The 18,586-nt window shown below is 36.1% G+C and carries 22 protein-coding genes and 1 other RNA gene; 10 read left to right on the top strand and 13 right to left on the bottom strand.

Going from position 1 to position 18,586, the window contains the following annotated elements:
* Positions 1-177 precede the first annotated feature (177 nt).
* The 4 genes from MHB65_RS01880 to MHB65_RS01865 all read right to left on the bottom strand — a co-directional run bounded on the left by MHB65_RS01880 (position 178) and on the right by MHB65_RS01865 (position 3,318).
* Entirely contained in the window at positions 178-1,287 is a 1,110-nt protein-coding gene (locus MHB65_RS01880) for an amidohydrolase (protein WP_342442318.1), read from the bottom strand.
* 204 nt (positions 1,288-1,491) lie between these two features.
* On the bottom strand, positions 1,492-1,635 hold the full coding sequence (locus tag MHB65_RS01875; protein WP_221679049.1) for a hypothetical protein: 144 nt from the start codon (positions 1,633-1,635) through the stop codon (positions 1,492-1,494).
* 207 nt (positions 1,636-1,842) lie between these two features.
* Positions 1,843-2,394: a superoxide dismutase family protein gene (locus MHB65_RS01870; protein ID WP_205446629.1), complete on the bottom strand. Its 552-nt coding sequence runs from the start codon at positions 2,392-2,394 to the stop codon at positions 1,843-1,845.
* Positions 2,395-2,556: 162 nt separating this feature from the next.
* Entirely contained in the window at positions 2,557-3,318 is a 762-nt protein-coding gene (locus MHB65_RS01865) for a 3D domain-containing protein (RefSeq protein WP_342442317.1), read from the bottom strand.
* 298 nt (positions 3,319-3,616) lie between these two features.
* On the opposite strand from MHB65_RS01865, the gene MHB65_RS01860 reads away from it, so the two are divergent.
* Positions 3,617-3,799 carry a YjfB family protein gene (locus tag MHB65_RS01860; RefSeq protein WP_205446627.1) on the top strand — a complete coding sequence of 61 codons (183 nt, stop codon included), beginning with the start codon at positions 3,617-3,619 and terminating at the stop codon, positions 3,797-3,799.
* A 36-nt stretch (positions 3,800-3,835) separates the two neighbouring features.
* Complete coding sequence (locus tag MHB65_RS01855; protein WP_342442316.1) at positions 3,836-4,219, top strand: response regulator; 384 nt, start codon at positions 3,836-3,838, stop codon at positions 4,217-4,219.
* 253 nt (positions 4,220-4,472) lie between these two features.
* Here the strand turns inward: MHB65_RS01855 and MHB65_RS01850 are convergent, their stop codons facing one another.
* The gene (locus MHB65_RS01850) at positions 4,473-5,489 is read right to left on the bottom strand and encodes a GGDEF domain-containing protein (protein WP_205446626.1); all 1,017 of its coding nucleotides are present in this window, start codon (positions 5,487-5,489) and stop codon (positions 4,473-4,475) included.
* 451 nt (positions 5,490-5,940) lie between these two features.
* Between MHB65_RS01850 and MHB65_RS01845 the strand changes: the two genes are divergently transcribed.
* From MHB65_RS01845 to MHB65_RS01830, 4 genes are all read left to right on the top strand, one after another.
* Positions 5,941-6,630 (top strand): response regulator transcription factor, encoded by a 690-nt coding sequence (locus MHB65_RS01845; protein ID WP_342442315.1) that lies wholly within the window; start codon positions 5,941-5,943, stop codon positions 6,628-6,630.
* Positions 6,627-7,613: a HAMP domain-containing sensor histidine kinase gene (locus MHB65_RS01840; RefSeq protein WP_342442314.1), complete on the top strand. Its 987-nt coding sequence runs from the start codon at positions 6,627-6,629 to the stop codon at positions 7,611-7,613. Before MHB65_RS01845 ends, MHB65_RS01840 begins: the two co-directional genes overlap by 4 nt.
* 103 nt (positions 7,614-7,716) lie before the next feature.
* The gene (locus MHB65_RS01835; RefSeq protein WP_205446623.1) at positions 7,717-8,478 is read left to right on the top strand and encodes an ABC transporter ATP-binding protein; all 762 of its coding nucleotides are present in this window, start codon (positions 7,717-7,719) and stop codon (positions 8,476-8,478) included.
* Positions 8,468-10,309 (top strand): FtsX-like permease family protein, encoded by a 1,842-nt coding sequence (locus tag MHB65_RS01830; RefSeq protein ID WP_342442313.1) that lies wholly within the window; start codon positions 8,468-8,470, stop codon positions 10,307-10,309. The genes MHB65_RS01835 and MHB65_RS01830 overlap by 11 nt, the downstream gene beginning before the upstream one ends.
* 495 nt (positions 10,310-10,804) lie before the next feature.
* On the opposite strand, the gene MHB65_RS01825 is transcribed toward MHB65_RS01830, so the two are convergent.
* Positions 10,805-11,245, bottom strand: a complete 441-nt coding sequence (locus MHB65_RS01825) for a DUF2269 family protein (RefSeq protein WP_205446621.1) — start codon at positions 11,243-11,245, stop codon at positions 10,805-10,807.
* Positions 11,246-11,417: 172 nt separating this feature from the next.
* Here MHB65_RS01825 and MHB65_RS01820 point away from each other — a divergent pair, with 172 nt between their 5' ends.
* Positions 11,418-12,056, top strand: a complete 639-nt coding sequence (locus tag MHB65_RS01820) for a YfbR-like 5'-deoxynucleotidase (RefSeq protein WP_342442312.1) — start codon at positions 11,418-11,420, stop codon at positions 12,054-12,056.
* 103 nt (positions 12,057-12,159) lie between these two features.
* Entirely contained in the window at positions 12,160-12,672 is a 513-nt protein-coding gene (locus tag MHB65_RS01815) for a zf-HC2 domain-containing protein (RefSeq protein WP_342442311.1), read from the top strand.
* Positions 12,673-12,723: 51 nt separating this feature from the next.
* Here MHB65_RS01815 and MHB65_RS01810 read toward each other — a convergent pair whose 3' ends face one another.
* Complete coding sequence (locus MHB65_RS01810; protein WP_048393229.1) at positions 12,724-13,062, bottom strand: zinc ribbon domain-containing protein YjdM; 339 nt, start codon at positions 13,060-13,062, stop codon at positions 12,724-12,726.
* A gap of 247 nt (positions 13,063-13,309) precedes the next feature.
* Here MHB65_RS01810 and ssrS point away from each other — a divergent pair.
* Together ssrS and MHB65_RS01800 are read left to right on the top strand one after the other, a co-directional pair.
* A non-coding RNA gene (ssrS, locus tag MHB65_RS01805) (6S RNA) lies at positions 13,310-13,502 on the top strand.
* A 248-nt stretch (positions 13,503-13,750) separates the two neighbouring features.
* Positions 13,751-14,215: a hypothetical protein gene (locus MHB65_RS01800; protein WP_243456380.1), complete on the top strand. Its 465-nt coding sequence runs from the start codon at positions 13,751-13,753 to the stop codon at positions 14,213-14,215.
* A gap of 22 nt (positions 14,216-14,237) precedes the next feature.
* Here the strand turns inward: MHB65_RS01800 and ytxJ are convergent, their stop codons facing one another.
* The 6 genes from ytxJ to MHB65_RS01770 all read right to left on the bottom strand — a co-directional run bounded on the left by ytxJ (position 14,238) and on the right by MHB65_RS01770 (position 18,483).
* Entirely contained in the window at positions 14,238-14,582 is a 345-nt protein-coding gene (ytxJ, locus tag MHB65_RS01795) for a bacillithiol system redox-active protein YtxJ (protein ID WP_342442310.1), read from the bottom strand.
* 97 nt (positions 14,583-14,679) lie between these two features.
* Entirely contained in the window at positions 14,680-15,093 is a 414-nt protein-coding gene (locus MHB65_RS01790) for a VOC family protein (RefSeq protein WP_342442309.1), read from the bottom strand.
* A gap of 69 nt (positions 15,094-15,162) precedes the next feature.
* A complete protein-coding gene (locus MHB65_RS01785) occupies positions 15,163-15,801 on the bottom strand; it encodes a 3-oxoacid CoA-transferase subunit B (protein WP_342442308.1) in 639 nt (212 codons plus the stop codon).
* Complete coding sequence (locus MHB65_RS01780; RefSeq protein WP_342442307.1) at positions 15,801-16,508, bottom strand: CoA transferase subunit A; 708 nt, start codon at positions 16,506-16,508, stop codon at positions 15,801-15,803. Before MHB65_RS01780 ends, MHB65_RS01785 begins: the two co-directional genes overlap by 1 nt.
* A gap of 95 nt (positions 16,509-16,603) precedes the next feature.
* Entirely contained in the window at positions 16,604-17,500 is an 897-nt protein-coding gene (locus tag MHB65_RS01775; RefSeq protein WP_342442306.1) for a LysR family transcriptional regulator, read from the bottom strand.
* Between the two features lie 344 nt (positions 17,501-17,844).
* The gene (locus tag MHB65_RS01770; RefSeq protein ID WP_342442305.1) at positions 17,845-18,483 is read right to left on the bottom strand and encodes a LysE family translocator; all 639 of its coding nucleotides are present in this window, start codon (positions 18,481-18,483) and stop codon (positions 17,845-17,847) included.
* Positions 18,484-18,586 lie beyond the last annotated feature (103 nt).

The following is an 18,586-nucleotide window of genomic DNA, read 5'->3' as shown; positions in this document are numbered from 1 at the left end:
GCAAAAAATTTATGCTTCCCTAGCAAATCCCTTTATTTTAGCGTAATAAAACGCTTTCAAGTAGCAATAAAAAGCAATGCAAACCCTTGAATATCCATGCATTATTAAAAATGTTCATACAAAAAAGCTATATGAAAAAATAGTTACATTTTTTCATATAGCTTTTAAAAAAATTTTTTATTCAGGCTTTTTTTCTAATACACATGCAAGTACTTTCGCAGCATCAATTAAGGCACTACGATCAAATGTCATTTTAGGGTGATGCAGTCCTGGCGTTAAATTTGCGCCAATCCCAATCATTGCCGCTTTTAATTCTGGCTTTTTAACTGTATAGAAATGGAAATCATCACTACCCGGTGTAGTGATTTCGTCTGCTAAATGTTCTTCCCCTAAAGCTTCGATGATGGCAGCTTTCGCCATATTTGCAGCGATCGATGAAACTTCAGCACCTGGTGTGAAATCTATCCAATTCCAACTCATGTCAATATCATATTGTTGCTGTATCGATTTCAAGCCAGATTCAATTTTACTGCGCAGCAATTCAAGTTGCTGATTATGTTGTGCGCGAACATCCATTGAGAAACAAGCATTACCAGGAATAATATTTGTACTACCACCATCCGCAATAATTTTTGTTAACTTAGCAGAATGCGGTTCAAATGGTGATAAATGAATACTGTGTAGCATTTGTTGCACGGCCATAATAACATCAATGGCATTTTTACCTTGATGTGGTCTTGCACCATGGGCATCAATACCTTGAATAGTTCCCTCTAAAAAATAAGCAGCACCATGATGAATAGCAGGCGAAACTTTGCCAAGTGGTAATTCTTCTATCGGTCTTAAATGAACACCAAATAAATGTGATACTCCCTCAACTGCGCCTCTATCAAACGTTGCACATGCGCCATTTCCTAATTCTTCAGCAGGTTGGAAAATAAAACGAACACGATGTTGTAAGTTGTGATCTTTCAGTAGTAATAATGCACCAAGAACCATTGATATATTGGCATCATGTCCACAAGAATGGTTGGCTTGCCATTTTCCATCAACTTCCTGCCATAAAGCATCAATATCAGCACGTACTGCAACGATTTCATTCCCTGTTCCAATTTCAGCTATTAATCCAGGTATATCACCTAGTAAACGATAACTAACATGTAATTCATCCAGTATTGAAGCAATTTTCTTAGTGGTCTCGAACTCTTTCCAACTTACTTCTGGATACTTGTGAAAATGATCAAACCATTGGTAAATCGTTTCTTCAACTGTTAAAGCTTTCGACATAACTACACCTCTATACGCATTTTTGTTTCCCATTATACATGAATCTATTTCAGAAAAGTACATATGTCTTCAGACCTAATCAACTTATTAAAATGATATACTACATTCATATGCTCTGAAAAAGTCATTTATAAATAGAGGCATAAAATACAATGGGCTATGTTAAAAGTTAATATACTTTCAACATAGCCCATCAAATTTTCATTATAAACTTGTAAAAAACCCTTCTGGATACTCTTCATACTGAATCTTCACCATTTGCTCCTCATTTTTCTCTTCCTCTTCACGTAAATCAAACTCTTGATCCATTAAATACGTTTCAAACTTTGAATTTAACAACTTACCCATTTTACCACTCCTTATTTAATTGAATTTTCTGATAAAAGAATTATACAATAGGATTTTAGCAAAATGCAATAAATTATACACATTATGCATTATAAATATAAAACCTATCGCATAATTAGATCAATCCCCATTATGTTTCCATTTTTTTGAAAATAGCACAAAAAAAACTGCATCTTATGTCGTTCAGATACAGTTTCAAATTTTATTCTATTGAATGGCACCGCAAGCTATTCTCGCACCGGAATTACCGGCAGGATCTGTTTTATAGTCATCCGCTGATTCATGAATAACAATGGCACTTCCATCACTATCTAATAAAGAATTAGGTTGATCTTTTTGTAAAGTTAATCCCTCAGCTAAAAAATTAAGATCCACATTGCCATCGTCACCAATCTCCAAATTTGGTAAGTCCCCTAAATGATAGCCATTAGGATTTAATTTACCATGTTCCTTTTTTGTTGGATTAAAATGGGCACCTGCCGATTCAAATTTAGGTGGCTCACATTTTCCTACTTCATGAATATGGATACCATGTGTGCCTGGTGGTAAGCCTGTTAACGCGAGCGTCATCATAACGCCATTATCTTCTTCTTGAAAATATGCATTCCCATAGCTTTCATTATTAGCACCAATTACTTTTGCAGTGGCTGTTAAAGGGGACGACGCATTTACCGTTACCTTTTCTTCTTTCTTATCAAAAAAACTACAACCCGCAACAAAAAATAATAATGAAAGGCCAATTAAACTTAGTTTTTTCATAAAAATACCTCCTCTCTTTCTGATGATTTCCAACTTACCCAGTACTTATGCACAAATAATCAATTACGCTTCGGCAATGATTCTATTTCATTGGCTGTTTGAATAGCCATTCAATCAAGAGAAAAGGGATTTCTCAAAGTTAGAGAAACCCCCTTTCCATATCTAATTTAAAATTTTTACCGTTACTGTTTTAACACCCCATTGAAGTGCTTGTCCTTCAGTAGGAATAAATACATCGATTTTATTACCTTTAATAGCTCCACCTGTATCAGCCGCTACTGCTTCACCATAGCCTTCCACCCAAACCCTCGTACCAAGAGGAATTACTCGTGGATCTACTGCAATTACTTTTAAATTAGGATTAGATCTTATATCTGTACCATTTGCTGTAATTCCTGAACAACCTTCACAATAGGCTGTATAGGCAGTAGCACGCATTGTTAATGTTTTACCAGAACCTGTCGCTGGTGCACTTGCAGGTTTTGTTTGTGCTGATGTTGCAGGCTTTGCAGATGCAATTCCCGCAGAAGCTTTTGGTTTCGGTTTTGCAGCCGAAGCCTTAATAGCTAATGATTCGCCAGCTAAAATCAAATCTGAAGCTAGGTTATTCCATGTCTTTAATTCATCTACTGTTACATTATTAATACGGGCAATCGAAAACAATGTGTCACCACCTTTGATGACATATTCATCACCCAATGGTTCTTCGGCTTTTGTCGTGTCTTTTACTAAGTCTTGCTCTGGATAAAACCATAACGACTCCATCTCATTTAGTTGCTGGAACTCACCTACAGTTAAATTATAAATTTGCGGGAGTGCCCATAGTATATTGCCTGGCGATTTGTCCTTAGCAAAGGAAGGACTAGCATAGAGACCCACACCAAATATCAATACTACCGCTAAAGCTAATGCTCTTTTCTTCATGTTTAGTAATACCTCCATCATTTTATTATTTGTTGCAAATCTGTTGCTAGCACACTAGAGTTGAACGCTCTATTATGTAAACAACAATAAGTTTGCAAATTAATAACTCAGGACTAGCTGCCTGATATTAGGAATTATTACTATAAAAACGGAAAAATATACAATTTCAATTAATTTTTTAGTAATTTAACCAATTTGTTGCGAATAAATCTATAATTTAGTAGGGCCATTTAGGACTTTTTTATATTAGATATTTGCTATTTTTAGCCGATAAAAAAGAAAAGGAGGGAATGTAGAAATGGAAATAAATTCACTTATGTCTTCCCAGCTGATGGAGCTTCAACAAACCGTACAGATGAGCGTCATGCAAAAAGCACTTAATTTAAACACATCTACAGCTATTGAATTACTACAAGAACTACCTCAGCAGCAAGCTCCTACACACCCATATAAAGGATCTAAAGTAGACATCTCAATCTGATCCTATAGTCATATTTATCGAAAGGTGGTTCCTTAAGTGATTCGGGTAATTGTGGTGGACGATGAGCCATTAGCTCTTGTAAGCATGAGAAAACATTTAAACAAATTTGATAATATCGAGGTCATTCAAACTTTTACTACAGCTAAAGACCTACTTTTAGAAGGGCCAACTTTGGATTTTCAAGTAGCATTTTTAGATATTGAAATGCCAGAAATGAACGGCATAGAAGTTGCTCAATTATTAAAAACTTGGGACAAAAATATTTGTATTATTTTTGTAACTGCCTATCGAGATTATGTTGTTCAGGCAGTTGATGTACAACCTTTCGAGTATTTATTAAAACCGATTTCAAAAACTCATTTAGAGAAGACGATTAACAAAATAGAAGAGAAGTTCCAAACTAAGATAAAACCGTTGTGAACTTAATCTCATCAAAAAAATTTACTTATGATGTTTTGGAGAATTTGCCGTTTCTTATAATGAAAATGCTATTCATTTTCGAAGTTATTATAGTGAGTGTATGTCTACATCGAACTATTCTTGGAGCTAGGTATATAAAATAGAGAACGTCCATTACAAATCCATATTCTTACAAAACGGTCAGCAAGCTTTTAATTCTTTCATTTTAATTGGGGACACGAAAAAGCATGCTAGTACCGTACACTAGCATGCTTTATTTAATAATCATTTGTCTCATATTCCTAACGACACATAAACAGTTTCTTCCTGATTGTTTAGCCTTATACAAAGCATGATCTGCAATTTCTATTAATTGATTTGGACTCTGGACATTTGGTGTAAAAGCCGTAATTCCAGCAGACATGGTTACTGGTCTACCACACACTGTTTCCTGTAAAGCCTGTTTAATCCGTAAGTTTTCTGCTAATTGTACAGCAGCATCTATGTTCATTGAAGGCAAGATGACCATAAACTCTTCTCCGCCATATCTAAAGCATAAACCCGGGTCCTTTATACTACTTTGCATATGATTAGCAAAAGCCTTTAGAACCTCATCCCCTACTGTATGACCATATGTATCGTTTATACTTTTAAAATCATCTAAATCAATTAAGATGATTGCATGTGGCACTTTATGTACAATCAACTCTTGTAAAGTTTGATCCATTCTTCTTCGATTAGGAATTCCCGTCAATGAATCTAGGTTCAATTGCTCTGTTAAATCAGTGATTTTACTTTCGGAACAAATCATCATATTTTGCACATTATTTTTCAATAATTTTACTTCGTAATACCAATCAGCAATACCCTCTGTTCCCTGTAATGTCTCCCCTATCTCTATTCTTGTTGCAAGATCCTTTAGTGGTTGCGTAATTTTTAGGGCTAACCATATAGCTAGTCCCGATACAATAACTACTACTATAATGATAGGGACAATGGTTTTCTTAAAAAGCAAACTAAAAGAAACAACTCTTTCATCAAGTAAAGTATCAACGACCTGCTCCACATATGGTTCTAATGAACGTTCATCTGTCATAGAGCCTTGTAAATAGTCTTCTGTAAGTGTTGAAACTTCCTTTACATAGGTTTCTTTCATATCTTTTTTATTTTCCTGCAAAATTTCATTAAAATTTAGATAGCTACTCCAAATGCTAATACTAGATGCCGCGAGTACAACTATTATCGTCATACTAACAATAAGAAACGATAACTTTAACTTGAATTTACCCACAATAGATCATTTCTCCCATTGAGATGATTTTTTCGTTAAACTTTATCTATGTTTCAACTCAAACTTCGATATATTTATTCAATCATCATACGTCATATCTCTTAAAGAATACTTAAAAACTATTTAATTCTCCCTCTATTCTGAATACAATAAAAAAATAAATCGAACTATAATATCCATATAGTTCAATTTAATTAGTCTTAAAGTTTTTATTTCTATATGAAGAACAATCAGCAATTTATAGCTCTTCCTCACAACCTTTTACTACACAATCCCCCCTCATTTCAGCTTTACTTTTATAATTTAAAAGTGTTGTTACTAAAAATAGTCATAACATTCTCTATTCTGTTTTGTAGTGGCTCTTCCACCAAGTTTCAAGTTACAATTCTTCTATAGATTTTTGGAAATCAGGGTACATTATACATATAGGACAAAGGAAGGGTCGATAGGTATGTACAAAATTTACATAATAGAAGATGATGCAAATATAGCTTCACTGATTGTCGAGCATTTATCCAAATATCAGTTTGAATGCTATACTGTACAACAATTCCCACATATTATAGAAGAATTTAGCGCTATACAACCACATCTAGTCATTATGGATATTAATCTCCCAACTTATGATGGCTATTTTTGGTCACGAAAAATCCGTCAACTCTCAACATGTCCCATCGTCATTGTCTCCGCCAGAGTAAATGATATTGATCAAGTATATGGAATTGAAAATGGTGCGGATGACTTTATCACGAAACCATTTTCATTAGATGTCTTTATGGCAAAAGTTAAGGGGCTACTTCGACGTACCTATGGAGAATATGCTTTAACCGAGACAACTACCATGACCATAGCCAATACTACACTTAATCCAGATACAGTTCGTCTTCAAACGAAAGGCAATGAGAGCCTGTTAACGCTAAAAGAAATGCAGCTTAGTAAGTTATTATTCGAAGCCTACCCTAATGTAGTGCCTCGTCAAAAGCTTTTAAGTGCTATTTGGGATGATGAAACATTTGTTGAGGAAAATACTTTGTCTGTGAATATTGGTCGGCTACGTAGAAAATTGGAAGCTGTTCACTCTCAACTTGAGATTAAAACCATTCGTGGTCTTGGTTATCAATTGGTGGAGGAAGGTAAATGAAGTTATTCTTTCGGGATCATCTTAGTATCATCATTCTCTATAGCATAAGCTTTCTACTATTACCTTTGATTATTCATGTATTAGATGACCTATCATCACACTATGCCTACTTTATCTTTCTTGTCAGCTTTCTGTTTATTCTGTGGCTACTTGGTCGCTATTATCGTAGAAGAAAGTTTTATCATCATTTACAAAAAAAGATCCACACACAGGATGACCTCCATCTATTTGAACCACGTGCATCTATTGAGCAGTACTATAGCGAAAAGCTAAGACAAATGCAGTATTTATTTTTAACCCAACAACAAAGATTAGAGGAACAAGCACATGAAAAGCAACTAGTTCTATCACATTTTGCACATCAAATGAAGACGCCTTTATCTGTTATTCAATTAATTGTTCAATCTACATCCAACAAGACCCCTGACGCATTGCAGCAATCGCATATTATTAATAAGGAGTGCGATAAATTGACATTTACCCTCAATCAGTTATTAACGTATGAACGCACCTCTCATTTAGTAGCTGATTTAAAAATTGAACCTATTGTTTTAAAAGGACTCGTGCAAGAAGTCATCAATGATTTGAAGGATTACTTTATCACAAAGGAAGTTTTCCCAAAGCTGACGCTTGCTGAAGACCAAATCATTTATTCTGATCGAAAGTGGTTAAAAATCGTACTTTATCAAGTGTTAAATAACGCCATTAAATATAGTGAAACGGCAAGCACAATCCATATTCACTATGACCATGCTGCTTTACACATAAAAAATCGGGGTGAGACGATTCCTACTAGCGAAATAGCACGAGTCTTTGATTTATTTTATACAGGCATGAAGGGACGAACGAATGGCGAAGCAACAGGTATCGGATTATATTTAGTGAAAAAGATTTTAACTACACTAGAGCATCCCTTCACTTTACAATCTTCTGACCATATCACTACTTTTTCTATTCGTTTTTCAAATAGTCTAAAAAAATGAAGATGACAACTTTGTCATCTTCACGTCATCAAGCGAAATAGGTTATGTACCGCTCCTTTTCTATACTAAAGGTATCTAATGACCATAAAGGAGTTGTTTCAATTTGGGCAACACAATACTACAAGTAACCAATTTGCAAAAGGAATACATCGGAGAGATCACCTATAAGGCGTTAAACGGTATCGATTTTCAGCTACGTCAACAAGAATTTGTAGCTATCATGGGACCTTCAGGTAGTGGGAAAACAACATTTTTAAATAGTGTATCCACTATTGATCGTCCTACCGCTGGTGATATTGTCATAAACAATCATAATCCTTATGCATTAAATGATGAAGAGCTCGCCAAATTCAGACGCTCTGAATTAGGTTTTGTATTTCAGGATTTTAATCTTGTGCATACATTAACAGTGAAAGAAAATATTTTATTGCCATTAACGTTAGATAGCCTACCTGCTTCAAAAATGCATCAACGTTTAAAGGATGTCGCTCAATTTCTCGGTATCGAGGAACTATTGCCTAAACGTATTTATGAAATTTCAGGTGGACAGAAACAACGAGTAGCCATCGCTCGTGCTGTTATTCATGAGCCGAGTTTATTGTTAGCAGACGAACCTACTGGAAATCTGGATTCCAAGGCAGTCAATGATGTCATGAATTTATTTTCTGCTATTAATCAAGGGCTTAAAACAGCTATTCTCATGGTGACACATGATCCTTATGTAGCGAGCTTTGCCAATCGCATTATTTTTATTAAAGACGGTAAGTTATATAACGAAATACACCGGGGCAACAACCGCAAGCAATTTTATCAGGAAATTATGGACACGCTTGCTTTTCTAGGTGGTGGACAGCATGAGCTTTAACCATATTGTTATCCAAAATATTTTACGTGACAAATGGACATACGTTTCTTATTTCTTGAGTAGTATGTTTTCCATTATTATTTTCTTTCTATTTTCTGTTATCGTCTTTCATCCCAATCTGAAAAGCCTTGATCCAGACTCAACACTTGGAATATCTTTGATGTTAGCTAGTATGCTCGTTTATTTATTTTCTTTTATCTACATCATCTATTCAATCAGGGCATTTTTACGTAAGAAGACTAAAACTTTAGGGATATTTATGATTACTGGGGCTTCCATGAAGCAAATTCGTAAGCTTGTCTTCCGAGAAAATCTATTGATTGGCATTTTAGCTATTCTGACAGCTATCGTTCTTGGACTTGTCATTACGCCTCTTTTCTTGATGGGGGCAAAAGTCGTTTTAAAAGCAGATACATTTGGGATGTACATGCCTCTTCAAGCAATGGGCTTAACCATAGGCTTATTTCTGATTTTATTTATAGTGATATCGACAGTCGTTACGAGGTTCATTAATAAAGAAGCTTCTATCCAGCTCCTAAAAAGTGATACAGTTATCGAAAAACCCATTAAGCCACATTATGTGCTATTAGTACTAAGTATTATGATGACTGCCACATTAGCCTACTTGCTAAAAATCGAGCATTCTATTGTAGACACTTTAAGTGTTCTTTATTATCTGTTATTTTTTATTAGCATTCTTAGTACGATTTATTTAGTCATTGCACAAGGATTTCGTTTGTTTTTGAAAATATATGAAAAGTCTCCTGCCTATCTTCAAAAAACAAATATGCTTTTGGCATCTAATTTAAATGCAAAAATGAAATCACATGCAAATATGCTGTTTCTCATTACTATCCTATTAAGCGGTGTCTTTCTATGTACAAGCATTTTATTTAGCTCTTATTACAATGTAAAAAAGGCTAGTGAAGAAAGTTATCCATATAGCTTTCAATATATTGCTGATCCAAAAGCTGATGACAATATGGTAAAGGCTGATCTTGATTATCTTGAAAAAACTTTATCAACGGTTCAAGCTCACAAGTATTATATTGAATTTAAATCACACGAGGACCAACGTATCGGCTATATGGCATTATCGGATTATAACCTGTTACAACAGCAGGATACTGATCTAGGTAAAGATGAGTTTATTGCCGTTGCTGGCAGTCGTGATGTAGCGCCAATAATAAACACTGCCAACGATCTGTATATAAACTCTTTCAAACTAGCCAGAACCCAAGAACAAAACCTGCTATCTACTGGTTTTCAACAAAGTTATTTCATTATTCCTGATGACATTTACGATGCTATTGACTACCCTGTTTATAAAACCTATATCTATGAATTAGACGATTGGACAGCCCATACAGAATTGGCGAATACTATTACCGGCGACATACCGTCTTTACCTGGAGAACGTTATGTAACATCTAAAATTGATTTATATGACACAGAGATGTTTGTCAAAAGCGTTATGTTTTTTATCGGCTCCATGCTAAGCCTAATTTTCTTAAGTGCTGCCATGAGTATACTGTACTTCTATTTACAAACAACATTACAACAAGAGAAGGAAAAGTATATTGGTATCCGTAAGTTGGGTCTATCTAAAAAAGAGTTAGCTACTGTTATTGCTAAAGAATTGGCGATTCTTATATTTGTACCATTCTCCATAGCCATTACACTCTTACTAATTACGCTCTTGTCTATGCGAACAATGGTTTCTACAGCATTTTTACAAGTTTCCATGGCTAGCTCTTTCTGTTTCTTTGTACTCTTCCTCATCAGCTATCTATTAATTCGTAAAAGTTATTTTAAACGTTTAGTAAGCTAAAAAATCGCACTCCTCAAGGGGTGCGATTTTTTTATGGTGTTGAAAAACAAGTCCATCAATAGAATTAGAAATGGGTTTACGTTGCAGGCTACTTGCTTTTCTGTGGGCAAACGATGAGCCTATTTTTCCGCTACCATTCTGTTTAGAGGCTTGCCTGTCTCACGATTTCACGGGAGTCAAGTAGCCTTCCACTTGAACCTACTTACTTTTTAGCAAAGGTTTACACTGCTCATTTTATGGAGAGGTGTTGTTACTCATCGCTTCATCACATTTTTCACTACTGTTAGTATGAAAGAAAAAGACACTTATGCACTTGGTTGATTGGAGTGGAGCTAGCGTCACTCCTAGGGGATTTAGCGTTACAGAGGAGACCCTGGAGCGAACGGAAGTGAGTGAAGCGGCTCATCGGACGCCCCCTGGAAAGGACGCTGGCGGAACGGAAATCTCCCCCTCCCCTTGTCAAAAAGTCTTTTTCTGCAGGTGACATATCTTTTTTTACCAAAGAACGGGCTTTGCTACCATCAACCAAAGCATGATGAGCAATAATAAAATATACATCCATGTTTTACGATGCAAAAGTGAAACAAATTGTTGTTGATTATACGCAGGCGTGTTAAATGTGCGCAACGTCGGTTTAAACGCTCTCGCTAAAAATACGATCGATGCAAGCATCACGAGGAAGGTTAATACAATCCACGAAGTACTCCAATGATAGCCTGCATGCCACATTAACAAAATACCCGATACTACCAGCACATGCCCTGAATGTTTGACAAGCGCAATGGCACCCTTAAAGGCTTCTATATATGGCGGCATTTCATCATTGGAAGCTGTGCGCATTTTTTTTACAATAGTTAGCACAACGAACAAAGGCCCAATCGAAAGAATCGCACTTAAAATATGTATATAAAGAAGAAGTGTATAAATGGAAAACATGATGTGTACGCCCCTTTTCATCAGTCCCCTACATTATAGCATTCAACCTGAATCTACTTTATCAGCAATTGTGAATCCTTTGTAAACACAGCTTGAATCATTGTTAAATTGTTTGAAAACCGTATAAAGAGGGTATTGTTTATAGTAACATGCACTTATAGAACAAAAAGGAGTGATTTTTATAGGAATTCATCAATTTTTTACAAGCCTTAATGATTTAGAGCGTATTATTCGTTGCCCAGGTCGCTTCAAATTTGAAGAGCACAACGTGGCAGCCCATTCATGGAAAGTATCACAATATGCGATGTTCTTTGCAACGTTAGAAGAAATGCACGGTGCAACAGTTGATTGGAAGTCTTTATATGAAAAAACGATCAATCATGACTTTGCTGAAGTTTTTATCGGGGACATTAAGACGCCTGTGAAACATGCTAGTCCAGAGTTGAAGCAAATGCTAGCACATGTGGAAGAAAAGATGATGGAAAAATTTATTATCAATGAAATCCCACAAGAATTTCAGGCTATTTTCTTTGAACGGATGAAAGAAGGAAAGGATACTACTTTAGAGGGTCGGCTACTTGAATTTGCGGATAAACTCGATCAGTTTTATGAAGCTTTCGCAGAATTAAAGCGTGGCAATACTGACAAAGAATTTGTCTATATGTACCAATCAGCCCTTTCAAAACTTTTGGCCATTCCACTTGAAGCGACCGTTCATTATTTCCGCACAGAAATTTTAAAAGACGCAGTAAAGGAAAAAACACATATCGATATTCAAGCATTAACAAATGAAGTACTAACAGCAAATTAATAGGGTGCATGTACAAGTTTTCCGATTGAAAAATTCACGGAAGGCTTTTTTTATTTTCTACAAAAAGTCGTATAATAGGGAGAGATTGAATGGAGGGAAAGTATTGTCACAGGAATGCTCAATTGTAGAAGATTTAATACCTCTTTATAAAAAACAAATGCTTCAAGCATCAACAATAGAATTTGTTGAACTACACCTAACGACCTGTCAGCAATGTCAGCAGCTAGCAGCCAAGTCAGCAACTCAAAACGAATACTTACCCATGAAAAGAACAGTATCCTTTTTTCATATCATATTTATTGTCTTATCCTTTATGTTCGCCATTAACTCATCCTTACTCGGCAATCAAAAGGGCTTCGTCATCTCGTATGCACTTTTCGGCTGTCTTTCTTATCTTTTCTATAAAAACATCTGGATTGTCTTTATCATAAGCTCTGTGCCTGTATTCGTTTGGGCTATCATTAATAATCTTAATAATGAGCTCTATATTACAACCTTTTCTTTAACAGAACTAGGAGCACTAGTAATTGGGGCTGGCTACATCGCACTTTTACATACCATTTTTGCCTTAATTGGCGCAGCTTTTGCCATTCTATTACGTAGGATTTTTCAATAAACAAAAAAGCACCTTAAACTTTGTTACCAAAGTTGAGGTGCATTTTGTTTATTAGGCCTTTTTCACAAATTCTGACTTTAATTTCATAGCACCAAAGCCATCAATTTTACAGTCGATGTTATGATCACCTTCTACAAGACGGATACTTTTTACCTTTGTACCAATTTTTAAAGTGGAAGAACTACCCTTCACCTTTAAATCTTTAATAACGGTAACTGAATCGCCGTCAGCTAACAGATTACCGTTTGCATCTTTTACAATAAGTGCATCTGATTCCTGTTCAGTTGCATCCATACTCCATTCATGCGCACATTCTGGACATACATAGTTTGCTCCATCCTCATACGTATATTCTGAATGACATTTTGGACAATTTGGATAAGCTGCCATTTCCACTTCCTCCTTTTACATTTTTGCTAGGAAAATCCTCTTTATGCTCCTATCTTTACATAGTCGACCTTATTTAGCAAAGGTTGTTCGTATTTTCCGTTCGCATTTGTGAAAAAAATATGAAACATCAGCATCTTTTTGAACGTATTTCTAGATGTTCATCACGCTATTTGGAACACTTGCCCATTGACTAATTTGCCATTATCATCTTACTTGCATGTTTGTTGATCATGCTTTATTATATCCATAAAGGCTGCATTGTTCGTATAATATTAAGTTTTAACCTTTAAGCTGTAAAAGGGAGTTTTATTATTGGAGTTGGAATGACGGGCCTCACACTACGGTGCATGAGGATAAGCAGGAAAACTTCTGCGAACACCCACTTTGAGGAGTGGTGGTTTAAAACTTTCTATAATAACTACGGCATACGCGGCTTTTTACATTACATTATTTATACAGCACCTTAGCCATTTTGGTTAAGGTGCTTTTTATACATGTTCTCCCCTCCTAAAAATTTCAGTATTTACAAAATTAATATCATTAATTTTCACATAACCTGATCGCTCCTAGTTCCCCTTCTTCTCTATCCAATCAAGTACCGATCCATTCATAAAAAGTGTGGACAACCTTCTTGTATTCTGTATAATTCCCATCTATTTTGCACATAGATGGAGTAACAAGGGAGGTTATGACATTGAAGAAATTAATTTATCTATTGGTTTTTACTTCACTACTGTTAGTAGCTTGTGGAAAGAACGCAGAACCAAAGGAAGTAGCAGTCGATCAAAATACGAATGTTGAAGACATTGTGGGTGCGATTGTGAAAAATGAATTCTCTGTGGAAGAATCGAAAGACGGTGTTGTCACAATTTCCATTCAAGATACAGATGTGACAGAAGGATCGAAAAGTCAGATGTTGAAGGATTCTACTAAAATTTTCGCTGATTTGTCCAAATTAAAAAGCGTGAAGACACCTGCTATTACTTGGTTTGCTCCTCTCACGGAACCTGATGGGGACAAAACGATGACTGAGGTTTTGAATATTTATTTCAGTGAAGAGGATTTTCACAAAGTAGACTGGGCCAATTATCTACAAGTCGATATCGAGTCTAGCGCAACAAATTATCATGAAGATGAGGCTTTGGAGGATTAACCACACAAAGATACCCCACAACCTATTGTGGCGTATCTTTTTTTACATACTGTTCTATAGCTGCTACTAAAAGAGGTTGCTTTATTTTATAGTGCGTTGCTTGCCAAATTCCTTTCTTCCCCTGCAGGATTATTAGCTGTGGTGATTCGTGCTTCACTTGAAGATCACAGGCAATAGCATTGGAAACCACACGATCCATTTGTACGATGACAAGGTATTTAGGCAATTTCGTTTGTAATGCTTTGTATTCCTTTAATGCTGAAATACTACTTATACATGTCATGCTAATTTTTAATACAAGACAAGGTTTGAGCTTCGATTGCTCCAAAACCTCGCTCCAATTGTCCAATGTCATTATCCGTTGCATTTGGTAACCCCCTAAACATATTATATACTACATAGGGTATTTTAGGTCATAAAAAAACACGAGACTACATACATAGCTCGTGCTTCAAATTCTTTATTTAAATGCCTTCTGTATTCATGAATACTAGACGCCAGCCATCAGGGTCTTCAATAGTTACCCCCTTCTCAGCCCAATATGGATTTTCAGGCTCTACTTCGGGATAGCCCATGAGCGCAAGTCGTTCGGCAATATGGCGAATCATATCTCTGTTTGGGATATAAAGTACGAGAAGATTGTCCTTACTTGGTGCTGGACAAGGGCTACCGTCAATATGCTCTGTAAATTCTAAGTGGTAATTTGCATTTGGAAGACCAATCATTAGACCATCATAGCCACGATGTCCTGCAAAAGAGCCTATTTTCTTTAATCCGACACCTTCACAGTAAAACCGCTCTATTTCCTTTAGCTGATCGGTTGGTCTTGCCACACGCACCTGTGCGACTGCTAATTCATTTGTCCATTGTTGTTCCATCGTTATAAATCCCCTTTTAGCCTATTGTAAAATGAGATGATAGCGCTGGAAACAGTCCTAGGTCTGAAGTTATTGTACTAAAGCAACGCTAAACGAAGCAGCTGTTTTCTCCTTTACTTCATCTAAAGAAACACCTTCCGCTAACTCTATCAGCTGCATACCATCTTTCGTAAAATCAAATACAGCCAAATCTGTAATTAATCGATGCACGACACCTTTACCTGTTAGTGGAAGTTCACATTGTTTTTTAATTTTAGATTCCCCATTTTTATTCACATGCTCCATGACGACGATTACTCTTTTTGCTCCGACAACAAGGTCCATAGCACCGCCCATACCCTTCACCATTTTTCCTGGAATCATCCAGTTCGCAAGGTCTCCTGTTTCAGATACCTCCATACCACCTAAAATGGCAAGGTCTATATGGCCACCTCGAATCATCGCAAATGATTCAGCGCTATCAAAGAAGGATGCTCCTGGAACGACCGTAACCGTTTCCTTTCCGGCATTAATTAAATCAGGATCTACCATATCTTCAACTGGGTAAGGACCAATACCGAGAAGTCCGTTTTCAGATTGTAAGAGTACATCATAGTCGGCTGGGATTGCATTGGCAACAAGTGTTGGGATACCTATACCTAAATTGACATTCATACCATTTTCTATTTCTTTCACTGCTCGGTTGACAATTTTTTGTCTTGTATCCATTATACTTCCCCCTTTTTCACCGTCAAACGCTCAATACGCTTGTCATAATTTTCGCCTACTAATACACGTTGTACGAAAACTCCTGGTGTATGAATATGATCTGGATCCAGTTCGCCTACCTCAACAATTTCTTCTACCTCCGCAATCGTAATTTTTCCAGCCATAGCAGCTAATGGATTAAAATTGCGTGATGTTTTTCTGTAGACTAAATTTCCTAGTTTATCGGCTTTCCATGCTTTGACTAGAGCAAAATCAGCAACAATTCCTTCTTCCAAAATATACTCTTTTCCATCAAAAACCTTCACTTCTTTTCCTTCAGCAATCGGCGTTCCAACGCCCGTAGCTGTGTAAAACCCAGGAATTCCCGCTCCACCTGCACGTAAACGCTCTGCAAGAGTTCCTTGCGGTGTCAATTCTACTTCTAGCTCACCACTTAAAAATTGTTGTTCAAAAATCTTATTTTCTCCTACATAGGAAGCAACCATTTTTTGTATTTGCTTGTTTGCTAATAGTAGACCCAATCCCCAGTCATCTACACCACAGTTGTTACTGACAACCGTTAAATCCTTTGTTCCCTGTTGCACTAATGCTGCGATTGATTTTTCGGGTATACCACATAGCCCAAAGCCGCCTACAGCTAATGTGTCACCATCCTTAATATCCGCAATCGCCTCTTCAAACGAACTCCATACTTTCCCATTCCCCATCTCGAAACCTCCCTAAATTGCTCACTTATTAAGGAAAATTCTACATCACCGCTATTTTATAAGTAAAGGAATTAATTAGAATACTACTTATTCCTTTATGGAATAAATTTACCTTTTCCATTCCCGCTAATCATTTCTAGTAACTGTTTCAATGCATAAGATTGATAGGTATTTTTCTTCGTAATAATCCCTAAACGCCAAGGCATTTCAAAATTATGTAACGGAATAATTTTTACATTGGCATTTGTTTGCTTGGCAGCAATTGAATGTGGTAACAATGTAACCCCTAAATTGGAGGACACTAATTCCACAATCAAGTCCCATTGTGAACTTTTATAGCCGACTGTAGGTGTAAAACCTACGCTTTCACAGGATTTAATTATATAGTCGTGAAGCGTGAACTCCTCTGCAAAGATAATAAACGTTTCATTTTTTAAATCTTGCAAAGCTATTGATTCCCTGTTTGCATAGGGGTGAGACTCATTCATAAAGACAAAAAACTGATCTTCTATAAACGGTTGAACAGTAAACTTCCTTTCATCTACTGGTAATACGACGATGCCCATATCCACATCGCCATTTTCAACTAGCAGTTCCACCATCTTTGCACCGCGTTCAACAAGCGCTAAATGCACTTCTGGATAGAGTTGATGAAATCCTCTAGCAATCTCAGGGAAAAATAGTGTTCCAATTAAAGGTGGGATACCTAACTTGATAGTGCCTGTTTTAATATTTAATAAATCATCCAGCAAAATATGCAATTCTTGTACAGCATGTATTATTTTTTGACCTTGTTTATAGACAACACTGCCCGCATCAGTTAACTCTACAGTACGCGTAGATCTGTTCAACAGTTCAACTTTTAATGATTCTTCTAATTTTTTGATGCTTTTGCTTAGTGAAGGCTGAGATACAAAGGAATCATTTGCAGCCTTTGTAAAACTCCTATGTTCAACAACAGCCATAAAGGCTTTTAAATCCCTTAATTCCATCACTATCTACTCCATTTATGCTTATTTGTTATGAAAATATCTGAAAGCAATACCCTTTAGTAATAAATTCTCCACATTCCTTTTTAATCCTTTGCAATTGAACTTCAGAGTTTGTGAGAGTTATATGTCCTACAATCAATTATATATTGTAATAATTTACTAAGTATTGAAGTGGAGCCAGCGTCACTCCTAAGGGATTTAGCCTCACAGAGGAGACCTTAGAGTGAAGACTGGTGGAACGGAAATCAACCTCTCTCCTATCAAAATTGCTTTTTCTGCCGTTGACATCACCTTTTTTCAACAACATGAAAATACACCACCTTAAAAAGTGGTGTATTTTATACTTAGTGTGCTTTTTCTAACGCTAACTTAATGCCAAATGCAATTAATATTGCACCTGTTAATCCTTCAATTACTGCCTTAGTTGATGGCTTTTTCATAAATGCGCTAATTCGATCTAAAAGGTACACATAGAAGATAAACCATAGCATTGTTAATGCTGTATAAATGAGACCCATGATTAAAAAAGGAAAAAATGTTCCACTATTTCCATCTACAAATTGAGGGAGAAATGTTAGGAAAAATACTGCGACCTTTGGATTTGTCACATTTGTGAGAAATCCCTGTTTAAAGCAAGACTGTTGAGAATATTTGTGTTCTATACTTGCTTCATCTTGTACAACTGGAGATTGTGTCCGAATTGTTCGAAGTGTCCACAAGGTTTTGATACCTAAATAACATAAATAAACCGCACCAACATATTTTAGAACAGCGAATATATAGGCAGATTTCACAATAATCGCCGAAAGTCCAATAACAGCCGCACAAGTATGAATTAATAAACCGCAGCAAGAACCTAGGATTGTTTGTAAACCGCCCTTTCTGCTTACAGTCAGCGTGTTCTTTGTAGCAATCGCTGTATCAGGGCCAGGTAAAATAATAAGTAAAATGCACATAACTAAGAACACAGATATATTAACCATATTACGCCCCTCTTTCTGTCAGAAAATTATAAAAGTAATTGTAACATACGTAAAGACTAACAGAAAGATACAAATTGTTTTCATTGACATATAACCATAAGGT

The sequence above is a fragment of the Lysinibacillus sp. FSL K6-0075 genome, assembly GCF_038592945.1.
Taxonomy (GTDB): domain Bacteria; phylum Bacillota; class Bacilli; order Bacillales_A; family Planococcaceae; genus Lysinibacillus; species Lysinibacillus fusiformis_F.
Note: the sequence above shows the minus strand (reverse complement) of the source record. Positions and strands in the feature narration are given on the sequence as shown.

What these genes read in the sequence shown, in the direction of transcription:
- MHB65_RS01780 (WP_342442307.1), bottom strand. Translation starts at nt 16,508, where the DNA reads ATGGGGAATGGGAAAGTATGGAGTTCGTTTGAAGAGGCGATTGCGGAT.
- MHB65_RS01825 (WP_205446621.1), bottom strand. Translation starts at nt 11,245, where the DNA reads ATGTTTTCCATTTATACACTTCTTCTTTATATACATATTTTAAGTGCG.
- MHB65_RS01810 (WP_048393229.1), bottom strand. Translation starts at nt 13,062, where the DNA reads ATGGCAGCTTATCCAAATTGTCCAAAATGTCATTCAGAATATACGTAT.
- MHB65_RS01800 (WP_243456380.1), top strand. Translation starts at nt 13,751, where the DNA reads ATGACATTGAAGAAATTAATTTATCTATTGGTTTTTACTTCACTACTG.
- MHB65_RS01845 (WP_342442315.1), top strand. Translation starts at nt 5,941, where the DNA reads ATGTACAAAATTTACATAATAGAAGATGATGCAAATATAGCTTCACTG.
- MHB65_RS01865 (WP_342442317.1), bottom strand. Translation starts at nt 3,318, where the DNA reads ATGAAGAAAAGAGCATTAGCTTTAGCGGTAGTATTGATATTTGGTGTG.
- MHB65_RS01880 (WP_342442318.1), bottom strand. Translation starts at nt 1,287, where the DNA reads ATGTCGAAAGCTTTAACAGTTGAAGAAACGATTTACCAATGGTTTGAT.
- MHB65_RS01770 (WP_342442305.1), bottom strand. Translation starts at nt 18,483, where the DNA reads ATGGTTAATATATCTGTGTTCTTAGTTATGTGCATTTTACTTATTATT.
- MHB65_RS01860 (WP_205446627.1), top strand. Translation starts at nt 3,617, where the DNA reads ATGGAAATAAATTCACTTATGTCTTCCCAGCTGATGGAGCTTCAACAA.
- MHB65_RS01830 (WP_342442313.1), top strand. Translation starts at nt 8,468, where the DNA reads ATGAGCTTTAACCATATTGTTATCCAAAATATTTTACGTGACAAATGG.
- MHB65_RS01875 (WP_221679049.1), bottom strand. Translation starts at nt 1,635, where the DNA reads ATGGGTAAGTTGTTAAATTCAAAGTTTGAAACGTATTTAATGGATCAA.
- MHB65_RS01785 (WP_342442308.1), bottom strand. Translation starts at nt 15,801, where the DNA reads ATGGATACAAGACAAAAAATTGTCAACCGAGCAGTGAAAGAAATAGAA.
- ytxJ (WP_342442310.1), bottom strand. Translation starts at nt 14,582, where the DNA reads ATGCAACGGATAATGACATTGGACAATTGGAGCGAGGTTTTGGAGCAA.
- MHB65_RS01775 (WP_342442306.1), bottom strand. Translation starts at nt 17,500, where the DNA reads ATGGAATTAAGGGATTTAAAAGCCTTTATGGCTGTTGTTGAACATAGG.
- MHB65_RS01840 (WP_342442314.1), top strand. Translation starts at nt 6,627, where the DNA reads ATGAAGTTATTCTTTCGGGATCATCTTAGTATCATCATTCTCTATAGC.
- MHB65_RS01870 (WP_205446629.1), bottom strand. Translation starts at nt 2,394, where the DNA reads ATGAAAAAACTAAGTTTAATTGGCCTTTCATTATTATTTTTTGTTGCG.
- MHB65_RS01790 (WP_342442309.1), bottom strand. Translation starts at nt 15,093, where the DNA reads ATGGAACAACAATGGACAAATGAATTAGCAGTCGCACAGGTGCGTGTG.